The sequence below is a fragment of the Candidatus Aminicenantes bacterium genome, assembly GCA_011049425.1.
Taxonomy (GTDB): Bacteria; Acidobacteriota; Aminicenantia; order UBA2199; family UBA2199; genus UBA876.
In genome coordinates this window covers 1-12,370 of record DSBM01000017.1, presented here as the reverse complement: position 1 = coordinate 12,370, position 12,370 = coordinate 1, and the positions used below count along the sequence as shown (strand labels likewise).

General features: G+C 55.6%; 9 protein-coding genes. 3 read left to right on the top strand and 6 right to left on the bottom strand.

The annotated features are described in order from the left end of the window. On the bottom strand, positions 1-1,085 hold a 1,085-nt coding region (locus tag ENN40_01290), incomplete at its 3' end, for a hypothetical protein (GenBank protein HDP93977.1). A 158-nt stretch (positions 1,086-1,243) separates the two neighbouring features. Here ENN40_01290 and ENN40_01285 point away from each other — a divergent pair. Then, complete coding sequence (locus ENN40_01285) at positions 1,244-2,170, top strand: radical SAM protein (protein ID HDP93976.1); 927 nt, start codon at positions 1,244-1,246, stop codon at positions 2,168-2,170. A 386-nt stretch (positions 2,171-2,556) separates the two neighbouring features. Here the strand turns inward: ENN40_01285 and ENN40_01280 are convergent, their stop codons facing one another. Then, positions 2,557-4,278: a peptidase gene (locus ENN40_01280; GenBank protein ID HDP93975.1), complete on the bottom strand. Its 1,722-nt coding sequence runs from the start codon at positions 4,276-4,278 to the stop codon at positions 2,557-2,559. Between the two features lie 125 nt (positions 4,279-4,403). Between ENN40_01280 and ENN40_01275 the strand changes: the two genes are divergently transcribed. Then, positions 4,404-5,366, top strand: a complete 963-nt coding sequence (locus ENN40_01275; GenBank protein ID HDP93974.1) for a homocysteine S-methyltransferase — start codon at positions 4,404-4,406, stop codon at positions 5,364-5,366. On the opposite strand, the gene ENN40_01270 is transcribed toward ENN40_01275, so the two are convergent. The 3 genes from ENN40_01270 to ENN40_01260 all read right to left on the bottom strand — a co-directional run bounded on the left by ENN40_01270 (position 5,363) and on the right by ENN40_01260 (position 8,438). Next, complete coding sequence (locus tag ENN40_01270; GenBank protein ID HDP93973.1) at positions 5,363-6,556, bottom strand: class I SAM-dependent RNA methyltransferase; 1,194 nt, start codon at positions 6,554-6,556, stop codon at positions 5,363-5,365. The genes ENN40_01275 and ENN40_01270 overlap by 4 nt on opposite strands. Before the next feature lie 150 nt (positions 6,557-6,706). Continuing rightward, positions 6,707-7,522 carry a PhzF family phenazine biosynthesis protein gene (locus ENN40_01265; protein ID HDP93972.1) on the bottom strand — a complete coding sequence of 272 codons (816 nt, stop codon included), beginning with the start codon at positions 7,520-7,522 and terminating at the stop codon, positions 6,707-6,709. Between the two features lie 403 nt (positions 7,523-7,925). Beyond that, positions 7,926-8,438 carry a hypothetical protein gene (locus tag ENN40_01260; GenBank protein HDP93971.1) on the bottom strand — a complete coding sequence of 171 codons (513 nt, stop codon included), beginning with the start codon at positions 8,436-8,438 and terminating at the stop codon, positions 7,926-7,928. 220 nt (positions 8,439-8,658) lie between these two features. Here ENN40_01260 and ENN40_01255 point away from each other — a divergent pair, with 220 nt between their 5' ends. Further along, positions 8,659-9,309: a flavodoxin family protein gene (locus ENN40_01255; GenBank protein HDP93970.1), complete on the top strand. Its 651-nt coding sequence runs from the start codon at positions 8,659-8,661 to the stop codon at positions 9,307-9,309. 193 nt (positions 9,310-9,502) lie between these two features. Here the strand turns inward: ENN40_01255 and ENN40_01250 are convergent, their stop codons facing one another. After that, positions 9,503-11,770 carry a tetratricopeptide repeat protein gene (locus ENN40_01250; GenBank protein ID HDP93969.1) on the bottom strand — a complete coding sequence of 756 codons (2,268 nt, stop codon included), beginning with the start codon at positions 11,768-11,770 and terminating at the stop codon, positions 9,503-9,505. Positions 11,771-12,370 lie beyond the last annotated feature (600 nt).

Below are 12,370 nucleotides of genomic sequence, written 5' to 3'. Positions count from 1 at the left end.
TCATCCAGGGCCGCCTGCAACGGGCCGGAAGCTTCCGCCTTGATTGCCCAACTCAAACCGTCCACTTGATTCTCAAAAGTCCCGGAAAAGTGACAATCCGGCTGCCGCCGCAGAAACGAACCCTTCTGTAGCGCGAGATTCCCTGAAAAGAGAACCGCTGAATTGAACGGGCTGCCAGCGGATCGCGCTTTCAAATCGTCAACGACTAACTCCAGGGGATGACGAATGGCAAGGGAACTGAATTCAGCCCGCATACCGGCTTCGCTACCCATGTCAACACGCACACCAAATGCTTCTGAAACAGAGATGCGGTCGTGCTCGAATTGGCCAACGTTTAATTCGGCGTGCAGGTTATATGATTCAAATACCCCATGCACCTCCCCCTCGGCCTTTAGAGCCAAGACCGTTTCCAAACCGGAGTGCAGGATATGCAGGCGCTTTGAATCCAAGACAAAACGGCTCTTTTGGGGTTGCCGGTCATTGATTTCCACTTCAGCGACGATCGCCAGATCGCCATTCATCAGTACTGCGTACGAACCGGGCAAAAATTTCAGAAACGATGCCGCGGCCAGGTCCCGGCATCGCAGTACCACCTGTCCCCGACCGGTTTGCGAATTCACGCGGGCTTCCAGGTCCAGCGAATTCCCCTCAAACTGTGTTTGTCCTCTAAACAGCCACTCTTTTCCGGATTCCGGGTCGGGCTGGGCCATCCGTAGAACGCCGTTGAGGTCGGTCAACCGCACCTGTCTTTCAGGTGATTGGATTTCCACGTGGCTCCCGAAGATGTGCGCCGCCTTGATCTCTCCCCGCAGTAGCCCGGGTAGCGAGTATTGGACTCGGAGGAGGGGAACATCCACCCGAACATTACCGGATTTTATAACAGCATCGCAAACCACCATCCCGTGAAGACCCACCGACTCAACGGCAACTCCAAACAACTCTACACCGGCAAGGCGCGCTTGCGCCATAATCTTTCCCCGAATGATGCCCGGAAGCAGCAGCACTGCAGCCAGCCAGGTAATCAGGCAAACGAGCGCCGCGCTTCCCACTGCACGGAGCAACAACCTGGAATTGATTCTTCTCACCCGCTGTCCCCATACTCCAGAAACATTCGCATGAAATTCATCATCAAAGACCCCGGTTGACTTGTCAAGTGATGCTTTTATTATAATATTATAGTATGACCCTGGATCGCCGGGATTTTCTGAAATGTGGAGCCGCCGTGCCCTTCTTTTTCAACTCAATCAAAACCGTCCCGGGTACCAGTACCGAACCCGGGTATCTCGCCTTGCACCGCTCTGGAGAATTGAAAAAACGGGCCGCGGACCTTGAAACGCATATTTCCGCCTGCCGGCTCTGTCCCCGCGAATGCGGAGCGGATCGCAAAAACGGTGAAACCGGAGTGTGCGGCGCACCGGCCCGCCCCCGGATATCATCCGCTTTCGCCCACTTCGGCGAGGAGAGGCCCCTGGTCGGCCGACACGGCTCAGGCACCATCTTTTTCAGCCACTGCGGCCTGCTCTGCGTGTACTGCCAGAACTGGGAAATTTCTCACGCCGGCTCCGGTTACCTGACCAGCGCGAAGGGACTTGCGGACCGCATGATCCGCCTGCAGAAAACCGGTTGCCACAACATCAATTTGGTAACCCCCACGCATTTTTTGCCCAGCATCGTCAGCGCGCTTGACCTTGCCGCCGACCGCGGCTTGAACCTGCCCCTGGTCTACAATACCGGCGGCTATGAAAAAGTCGAAATCCTGCGTTTGCTTGCTGGAGTGATTGACATCTACATGCCCGATTACAAGTACGACAACAGCGAAATCGCGTCCAAGTACTCCAATGGCGCCATCGATTACCCGCAACGGGCCCGTAGCGCGTTACTGGAAATGCAGCGCCAGGTCGGGAAACTGAAAATGGATGAACAAGGAATCGCCGTATCCGGCCTGTTGATCCGCCACCTGGTGCTGCCCGGGGGAGTGGCCGGCACCCCCGGCTTTGTGCGCTTTGTAGTTGAAAAGCTCGGCCGGGACACTTTTGTCAACATCATGAGTCAGTACCATCCCTGCCACCTGGCCGCGAAATACCCAATGATCAACCGCAGGATAACCAGGAGGGAATTTAATGACGCCATGCAGGCGGCCCGGAATGCCGGGCTGCACAATTTCCTGTGAACCCACATCCCAGTCCACATGATTTTGGATTCGGCTCAACCGGGACTGCGTGCCTGCCGGAAAGAAAAACAATGAAACATCCCGGTCTTTAATCCATTTGCCGCGAGTAATCCCGGGGCAACACCCTGTGCCGGGTCGCCTGTTCATACGCGTAAACCAGCCGGATCAATGTAGGTTCACTGAACATCCGCCCCAGGAATTGCAGTCCCGCAGGTAAATCGCCGCTGGTTACTCCATCAGGTCAATCTCGACAGGTTCAGGTGTACGGCAATTCCACATGAGCAAAGGCAAAACCGCTGCAAGCAGAACAGGTTTTAATCGGCGCATTCTTCCTCCCCGGAGGGCGACCCAATTTCATTCAATACGGCAAGCATTCAGTTCCCGGATTACAGGTATTTTTCCGCGGCGTAGCGGGGCCGGATGTCAACGGGGACCTGGGTCACCTTGTCCAATGCCTGCTGCAACCGGGGGTCCACCTTGCGGTATTTTTCAATGAAAGCCGCGGCCGCGGCGTAATCGCCGCGGGCCTGGATCATCAACACCTCGTGGCTCAATTGCCGGACCGCGTCAAGCATCTTCTCCTCTACTACCCGGAAGCGGATCTCTTCTTCGTTAAAAGCGAAACCGCCCTTTTCCAGGATGTAATTCAATTGGATGGCATTGGCGCCGCCATGGGCCTCGCCGATGCCGAAGCGCACGGAGCGGAAAATCCCTCCCAGGTAAGTGGAAAAGATTTTTCCCCGCAGTTCCGCGGGAAATTCGCCCTTGTCCACCATGTAGAGCAGGTTCCATAGACCCAGGATATCCGCCTTGGTCTCCTCGATAGTGGCATAGAGTTCCTTGAGCTCGCGGCTGACCGTGGTGGCGCGGCCGGCCGTTTCGATGGTACCCGGTCCCAGGCCGTGGGAAATCTCGTGCATCAGCACGTGGTTGAAATAAGCGTCGAAGCTGACATTATCCAGGTCTTCCGGGGCCAGCACTTCCCGGGCGATGGGAATCCAGATTTTGTCAAACTTGGCCCGGGCGATGTTTTTGAGCATCACTTTCTTGCTGCCCTTTTTCTCCCGTACGTATTCGTCATTGGGCAGGTTGAAGGCGATGGTCTGCACCCCCGCCTTGGTATCGCCGCCGGTAAAAATCTCATCGGCCACGATAATGGGCGAACTCTTGCCGCGGTTGAAGTTCTTGAATTGATCGTCAATGGGCAGGTGTTTTTCCAATTCGTCCGTGTATTTTGAGATTCGCGCCAATTTAACGCTTTCGCCGCGGTCCACCCGGGTGATGAAGCTTTCAAATGCCGCCTTGTAGCCGAACAGGTCATCTTCATACACTTCATAGGGCCCGATCACCACTTCCAGGTCGTGGTCGGCAAGGTCCATCCAGTCCATGTCGCTCTGGCGGTAGTTATTGGAACGGAACGCCGCAGCCCGGGAAAGCAGGAACTTTTTCAGGGATGGGTTTTCGGTCAGTTCCGCCGCCTCATTCATCAATACGGCCGCTTTCGTCAACTCCGCGGCGTACGCCTCGCTGTAGGGTACAGCCACCAACTTGCCTTCCCGGCGGCGGATCAGTGTGAAGTTGGAGGTAAATGCCGCTTCGTCTTTCGGATGGGTCGTGATATGTTCCAGGAATTCCGCCTTGGTCATATCTCCGGGATAGTAATTGGCCCCCGCCGGCTTGGGCCGGTCGCCGATAAAGGGATGGTTGTGGTTGATGCGATCAAAAGGGCCGAAGTGGATGGCGAACATGCGCCGGGCCGCCTCCGCGCCGGGTGCCGTGGACTGCTCCAATGCGGCGCGGATCTCCAGGTTGCGCGCGTACACCTGTTTGAGAAAAATCTCGTCCATAACCGCGGCGGCGGCTACCAGTTTGCGCAGCGCTTTTTTGTCGCCGTCGCTCAACCCTTCCTCGGGACAAGCGATCTCAACCGGGGCCAGCTTGGCCAATTGTGCATCCAGGTATTCCTGACTTTCCATTGTCAATGTATCCCCTGTGTTTGCGGCCGGTTCCGCATCGTTCCCATCCGGGTTATTCCTGTCACATGCGCCGACAGCCAACAGCGATGCCGCCGCAACCATCACGATCCATTTTTTCATTCCTTCCTCCATTGACGTGCGTTTACTCTGTTTAACGTTGCCATGCCCGCAGTGAAAATGCAAGCTCAACCGGTATGATTGGCATCACACTGGTTTTTAGTTTTGTTTTCACTGGGGGAAATTGCTACACTGACGGCATGACGACCGGGTCCGCGGATAAGAGGGAACGGGGGATTCCAGACGAGTATCCCCTGGTCATTGATGGGGGCTTGTCCAACCAGTTGGAAAACCAGGGCAACAACCTGGACGACCCGCTCTGGACCGCCGCCTTGCTCTCCAGCCATCCCGAAGAGATCCGCAAGGCGCACCTGACCTACCTGCGGGCCGGCGCCCGCGTTCTGGTCACCGCCGGTTATCAAGCTACCCTGCAGGGTTTCCGGGCGCTGGGGCATGACGCCCGGGCGGCGCGGCAACTTCTTTTCAGCACAGTGGATCTGGCCCGGGAAGCTATCGCGGAATTCAGCGCCGATTTGCAGTCGGATTTCTTTCCCCGCGTGGCCGCCGGCATCGGGCCATACGGCGCCTTCCTGGCCGACGGCTCGGAGTACACGGGGAACTACGGAATATCTGAAGGGGAGCTGATCGATTTCCATTTGCCGCGACTGCAACTGCTGGACAAGTCATCGGCGGACTTTTTGGCCGTGGAGACCCTGCCGGATTTTACCGAAGCAAAAGTCCTGGCGAGGCTGCTACAAAACACAAAAAAAAGTGGCTGGGTATCTTTTACCTGCAGGGACGGGGCACACCTGCGCGACGGAACGGCCCTGGAGGAATCGCTGCGACTTTTCGCCCGCCACTCGCGGGTGTTCGCCCTGGGAATCAACTGCACAGCTCCCCGGTACATTTCCGAACTGATCCGCCGCATCAGGGAAGCCACTCCCGAAAAGCGAGTGGTTGTCTATCCCAACTCGGGAGAGGTATACAATGCCGCCGGCGGGACCTGGTCGGATACGGCCGACCTCGACAACCTGGAGCGGATGGTGGAAGAATGGCTGGACCTGGGAGCGGACATGATCGGCGGCTGCTGCCGCCTGGGTCCCGACGCGGTCCGCACCATCGACGGAGTGATCCGTTCCAGAAGCCGGAGGAAAGACCGCTAAGGTTTTTCCCCGCTTTGCCCGCCTCGTCTCTTCCGGGACGGACGTCCGGGGTCAGGGCGTGGACCCTTGTCTGCCCTTCCCTGATTGAAATAACTGTATAAATGGCACTTGATATTGCCGTTGTACAGCTTTCTCTTTTTGTCCGCTCTGCCGAATATCTCCTGAAAATGGTCATGGGCCGTAAAAATGTGCTTGTCGAGTTTATCATAGGGTGACAGGACGTTTCTGAACGTTCGATAGAGTTCATCCAGGGTACCCTTGTCACCGATCCTTTCTCCATACGGCAAATTGGTGATGACACAAGCGTTTTCACCGGAAAAATGAAATTTCGATATATCTCTGCACGCAAAATCAATCTCCCTGTCCATATCCGCGTTCTTTGCATTCAATCCGGCGGAGTCAATTACTTGGGCATCGATATCGTATCCGAACAGTTCCAGCTTGCGGTGATTTATTCGGCTGAGCGCTTCCGTTTTTGCCTTTCCCCAGATATCCTGATCCAGGAATTCCCATTCCATGGCGAGGAAATTCCGGTTGATTCCCGGTGCAACATTGCGGCCGATCATGGCCGCTTCTATCAACAGGGTCCCGGCTCCGCAAAAAGGATCGATCATGGGTGTGCCAGGCTTCCACCCGGACAGCAGCACCAATCCGGCCGCAAGCGTTTCCTTTACGGGAGCCTCGCCCGTATGGAGCCGGTATCCACGTTTGAAAAGGGCGGCTCCCGACGTATCCAGGGTAACTTGGGCTTTGTTCTTCTCCAGGATGATTTCAATCGGGAACCGGGTGCCGTCCTCCGGAAAACGGTCTATGCCGTAAGACAACCTCATTTTCTCAATGATCGCTTTCTTTGTAATGGACTGACACGCGGGAACGGAAGACAGTTTTGATTTCCTGGACCTGCCGTTCACATGCATGATGCCGTTAGCGGGAATCATATCCTGCCAGTTTATTTCGCGCACGCCTTCAAAAAGCTGGTCAAAATCATATGCATCGAACTCGGAGAGCTTTAAATAAACCCGGTCCGCGGAACGTAGAAAGATATTGGCTCTTGCAATACCCGCTTCATCCGCTCCAAACGTGATTCTTCCATCCTGGACGTGCCGATCATGATAGCCGAGGGATGCCAGTTCTCTTTTCAGAACGGATTCAAGTCCAAAGGTACAGGTAACGATAATATTTTGTTTCATGGTGACGAAGTGAGTTAAACCGATTTTACCTGAAAAGGGATTCTAAATCTCAACAGCCTCAATGTCATAGATACTTTACGTTCCCTTGTAATCGGAAACAAGCGCCCCGACACCCTGACTTTGGTGGTCGGCGCCCGCGGCGGCAAAATCTTACACAGGTTCCGCCTCTGCGTGAATCAGAATGGTTCCATGAGCGTAGGTGACCGCCCGGCCGGCGATGGCCACGCGATCATCGCGCAACTCGCAGTACAGCGTTCCACCCCGGCGCGACACCTGGCGTGCCGTCAGGCGGTCTTTGCCCAGGCGTTCGGCCCAGTAGGGAATCAGGGTGCAATGGGCCGAACCGGTCACGGGATCCTCGGGAATACCTTCGCGGGGCGCGAAAAAGCGGGAAACGAAGTCGACTTCCGGGGCGGCTCCGGGCGCCGTGATCATGATCCCGGTGACATCCAACTCGCTCAATTTCGCCGCATCGGGCCGGCAGGCCAGTACCTGCGCCTCTGTTTCCAAGACGGCCATGAAATCGCGGGATTTGCGGGTCTCCAGCGGGCGCATCCCCAGGCCGTCCACAAGCGCCCCGGGCGCCTGGACCACTTTACCGGGCCGGGAGGGAAAGTTCATTCCCAGCAGGTCACCGCGCACAGCCACAATCAACTCGCCGCCGGCCGAGGTGAAGCGGATCTCCGGCTTTTTCCAGCCCAGATGACGGACCACCACGTGGGCGGACGCCAACGTGGCATGGCCGCACAGGTCGACCTCGTTGACCGGGGTGAACCAGCGCAAGTGGAAACCACCTTCACGGGGCACGAAGAAGGCGGTTTCGGACAGGTTGTTTTCCATGGCGATGGCTTGCATGATGCTGTCTGGAAGCCATGTAACCATGGGAACCACCGCCGCGGGGTTGCCCGCGAACACCTTGTCCGCGAACGCATCCACCTGGTAAAACGTCAACGATTCATGGCCCATGTCTCTGCTCCAATTTGCAAATAGCAGCCCTCATTATCCCATTGAGCACGGCACCTGACAACCGGGCACCTCCCATGGTGCGTGGGCGATGTTGAACGCAATTCCAGCAAGCAATGCGCATTACGGGGTGCCAATCGACGTTTACGGTTGGGGGCAGGCCTTGCATAATGCAATTCTGGTGATTCGATATGTCTGGAATATTGGCTCTCTTCCGTTCCGAATGGGTTTGGAAATTACTTTAATTTGAAAAAAGGGGAAAACTACAGGAGAATACCCTCTCGCCAATCACCAATGTGTGCTTAGCCACGCAAAACGTAAGAGAATCATACAAAAAAAACCTTGCTCTATCGCTTTGGCTCACGCTTCCGTTTTGATTGCTTTTCGGTGACCGGTGGAATCCCTTCTATTTCTCCTCCATCTGTTGAACGGCAATGTCGAGCAGCTTTACCGGAGTCTTGCCGATCACGTTTACAATTTCCCTGTCTCCGACCTGCAAATTGTAATGTTTCAAGACTTCCGTCAGAACGGTATCCTTTTGAAAAACATGCCCGCCCCGGTTTTCCCCCAGATAACGATTGCACGCTCTCCATTGCCGTACATCCGCTTTCAGTGCGAGGTCCTTCACGTTATACCCTTCCATCTTCGCTTTGTATTCCACGAACAGATTTTCCAGTCTGGATTTCAGCACCTCGGCTTCCGGTTTCTTTTTGCTCAATTCATTAACCCTGGCCACAATTTCGTCAAAAACACCCAGGATCTCTTTTGCCAGCAAGATACCTTCTCCAACCGTTTCCGGCTTGACAGCCGTCTGGTCGGCAGGAATCGGTGTGGATGCCTCTGTTTTCTTTTCATTGCCACAGGCAATGAACACCATTGAGAACGCCACCAGAACCACAATCAACAGCGCCATCTTCATCGTATGATCCTCCGCAGGAATTGAGTGATTTAGTAACCTAAAAGAGAACCATACCATAAGTATTATTCTGGGGAAAGAGCCCTTTTGCATGGGTCAGAAGGGCCGAAGAATCAAGTTTTCAATGCATCCCCTTCCCTTTTCTCCCGCAAACTGAAAGCCATTGACTTTCTCCCCTTGTGCCGTAAAATAAGAGAAATTCAATCATTCTGGAGGGCATGAAATGCAGGTTGTCGCCATCAACGCCAGCCCCCGCAAAGAAGGCAATACTCATCTGCTTCTCAAGAGGGTCTGTGAACATCTTCAAGCCCAGAGCATAGACACCGAGATCATCCACATCGGCGCCAAACCGGTTCACGGCTGCCAGGGCTGCCGCCGCTGTTTCGAAACCCGCGACAGGAACTGCGTCATTCGCACCGACCCCATCAACGACTGCATCGGCAAGATGCTGGACGCCGACGGCGTACTCCTGGGCTCCCCCACCTACTTTTCAGATGTTACGACCGAAATGAAGGCACTGATTGATCGCACGGGATATGTCAGCTTGGCCAACGACAACCCTTTGGCCGGCAAAGTGGGCGCCGCGGTCACGGCGGTCCGCCGGGCCGGGGCCCAGCACGCGCTCGATTCCATGCACCATCTTTTCTCTGTATTGGAGATGCCCATTGCTACATCCACCTACTGGAACATCGGCTACGGAGGGGCGCCTGGTGAAGCGGAGTATGACATCGAAGGCTTGCAGGCCATGGACAACCTCGGCAACAACATGGCCTGGCTGATGCATTGCGTACACACCGGCAGCCGGCATCACCCTTTTCCCAAGAGCGACCGCACCCGACGCCTGAATTTCATCCGCCGCGACTGCATGCCGTAGACTCAGCCGCGCACATGCCTTGCACGCGAAGCCTTCACGTCCCGGCAGCGAGTTTTTACCGCAGAGCTCCTCAGCCCCGATCCCAGCGTCTGCAACGCCACAGGTTCCGGGACCCTGGAGCCAGGCATTCAGCATCGCGATCATTTCCCTTTGACCGTTTGACCAGAAAAGCCTGTCTTCGAGGTTCAGACTCTCAGGGAGCGATAGGGGGCTGCCGGCTGGCGTCATTGCGGGTAATGCTTTTCAGCGCGTCGAAGGTCATGGCCGCCGTTGGGCGCAGCCTGGGGTCCTTGTTCAGCATGAGCATGATCAGGATGGAGAGGGTCGTGTCCAGGTCGGAACGGAATGTGCAGATATCGACGGGTTCGATGGTGCTGATCTGCCGCATCACCTCCAGGGTTGTCTCCCCGGTGAAAGGCTTGGCACCGACCAGCATTTCGTAGAAGATCACCCCCAGACTGTGGATGTCGCTGGCCGGAGTGATGTCTTCCCCCGCGATCTGTTCAGGCGATAAGTAGAAGATGGTCCCCACCACCATGCCCGTCTCGGTGAGGCGGCTCATGTGCTGGGTCATGGCCAGGCCGAAGTCCAGCAGCTTGACAAAGTGCGGATTGCCGTCCCGCTTCACCAGCTTGATATTGTCGGGTTTGAGATCACGGTGGACGATGTTCATGGCGTGAATGCTTTCCAGGGCGTCGGCGATCTGAACCATGATGCCCACGGCCTGACTCAGCTGCATTTCCGGGTTATGCGTCAAGAATTCCCCCAGGGTCGGCCCTTCCAACACCTCCATGGCGATGTAGAGTCCGGTGTCGCTTTCGCCGCGTTCAATCACGTGCACGATGTTGGGGTGAACCACCTGGTCGATGAGCGAGGCTTCCTGTTTGAAGCGTTTCTTCTGCACGTCATCCTTGAAATACTCTTCCCGCAGCACCTTGACGGCGATGGTCCGATGGGAGGGGTCGACTACGTCAACGGCCCGGTAGATCGTACCCATCCCGCCGCTGCCCATCTGTTCAATGATGCGGTAGTGGCCGATGTAATTCTTTTTTTTCCAGAAGGTGAAGATGTAGCGATAGCGGTAAACCAGGAACAGAACTCCCGAGATCAGGATGACAAGGGCACCGACCATCAGATTGCGCTGCAGTTCCCGGCTTTTCAGTCGCAGTGCCTGGATCTCGCTGTTTTTTTTCAGGAGAAGGATCTCCTGCTCCTTTTTTTCGCTTTCGTAACGGGTTTGCAGCTCGGCAATCTTCTTGTTGCTTTGACTGTTGATGATCTGGTCGGCAGTGTTTTTGTATTCCTTGTAATAGCGCAGTGCCCGGACATAATCCCGCCTGAACTCCCAGACCTGGGAAAGCGCCAGGTTGCCGTCCCTGACCTGGGCCAGGGCACCGATCTCTCCAGCCAGGGATAGGCCCTCTTCCAGCGTTCGCCGGGCCTGATCGGGGCGCCCCAGTAGCAGTTCAATACCGCCGAGTTCGATGAGAGTCCGGGCCGTGCCCTCCTTTTCCCCCATCTGCCGGCGCAGCTCCAGGGAGTTGCGGAAATACCCCCGAGCCGAACGTAGATTCTTCAACAGGGTCTCCACGCTGCCGATGTTGAACAGGACCGATGCGATCCCCGATTGATTTTCGGTTTCCCGGTAAATGTCCAGTGCGTTACGGTAAAACTCCATGGCTCGGGGCAAATCGTTGTCATCCTTGTGAATATTGCCGATATTGACGTATTGAGAGGCCATGCCGGTCCGGTCCTTTAATTCTTCCTTAATTGCCAGGACCTGATTGTAGTATTTCAGGGCTTCATCGTTCCTGCCCAGGGTGCCGAGAATAATCCCCACGTTGTTGAGGGAACTGGCAATGGCTTTCCGGTCGCCCAATGCCTCCTTGATCTTCAGGGATTGCAAGTAGTATTCCAGAGCTTTTTCGTAATTGCCCTGCATGTCGTAACTGATGCCGATGTTGTTCAGCGCCGAAGCCAAAACTTTTTTTCCTTTTTCGCTTGGGATTGTGCGAAATATTTCGACAGCCTGAAGCGCGTATTCTCGAGCATTGACGAAGTCGCCCGTCTGCATGTGGATAATGGCCATGATATTCATGGCGATACCGCTCCGCGGCCGGTCGTTTATTCTCTGGGTCAGCTGCAGGCTCTTTTCGGCATAGTTCAAGGCCTGATCATAGTCTCCCAGGTAGAGGTGGGCCTGGCAGATGAGGTCAAGTAGTCCCAATTCCGTCTTGTCGTCGGGGAATTTTTTCAACAACGCTTCGGCTCGGCCGCCGTATTCCACCACTTTGTTCGGATTGGTGCGTAGATTGCCGCGACACAATTCAATCAGCAACGACAGTTTCTCCCGGCCCGCCGCGGTTTTTAAGCGCTTTTCCTGGTCCGCCGGGTCCTGGCTCCAGGCAAGCGTCAGGCAGACCAGAAGCATTCCCAACAAAAACAGCCGCGCCGGTTTCATCGTGTTCCTCTTCAAATCAAAAAATAACCGTGGAAGAACTGAGGGTAGACCCCGGTGAACGAAAAGTCAACCGGACAACTTGAACCCAGCCTTGCAACCTGCCACCCGGGAAGTCCGTTGGACATGGGCTGGGTCAGCCACCCAGTTCGGTGGACAGCGGGAAACCGGAAATTCTACTATTATGAAAAAAATTGGGGTCAGCATGCCGGGTTACGGCCACCGTCCGTCCAGCCGGGAAGATGAATTGCTCCAATGGCGCCATTGGCCTGCTCGCCCTGCCGAGCTGGGATTTTGTGGACCAACTGCAACCGGTCACGGCCGCGGAATTTGTGAGCCGGGAGCCTCACCGCTGTCCCGGAGACGGCTTTAGACTGTCTTTCATTTGTACAGCGTGTTGAACAGGAGTTTGAAGGTGCCGTGGGTCTGGGCGCGGTGCTGGACACGAAAACCGATCAGAACTATTTCGCCCTGTCCGTAACGAACCGCGATCATCGCCGGTTTCCCGGCCATGATATCCTCACCTACGAGCCAGCCGCTTTTCAACAGGTCCTTTTTCGCGTAGCGAACCACGGTGGTGTAATCATCATTGTGTCTTCCCGG

Excerpts from the sequence above, each read along its gene's own strand:
- ENN40_01280 (HDP93975.1), bottom strand. The coding sequence starts at position 4,278 with ATGGAGGAAGGAATGAAAAAATGGATCGTGATGGTTGCGGCGGCATCG.
- ENN40_01275 (HDP93974.1), top strand. The coding sequence starts at position 4,404 with ATGACGACCGGGTCCGCGGATAAGAGGGAACGGGGGATTCCAGACGAG.
- ENN40_01270 (HDP93973.1), bottom strand. The coding sequence starts at position 6,556 with ATGAAACAAAATATTATCGTTACCTGTACCTTTGGACTTGAATCCGTT.
- ENN40_01265 (HDP93972.1), bottom strand. The coding sequence starts at position 7,522 with ATGGGCCATGAATCGTTGACGTTTTACCAGGTGGATGCGTTCGCGGAC.
- ENN40_01260 (HDP93971.1), bottom strand. The coding sequence starts at position 8,438 with ATGAAGATGGCGCTGTTGATTGTGGTTCTGGTGGCGTTCTCAATGGTG.
- ENN40_01255 (HDP93970.1), top strand. The coding sequence starts at position 8,659 with ATGCAGGTTGTCGCCATCAACGCCAGCCCCCGCAAAGAAGGCAATACT.
- ENN40_01250 (HDP93969.1), bottom strand. The coding sequence starts at position 11,770 with ATGAAACCGGCGCGGCTGTTTTTGTTGGGAATGCTTCTGGTCTGCCTG.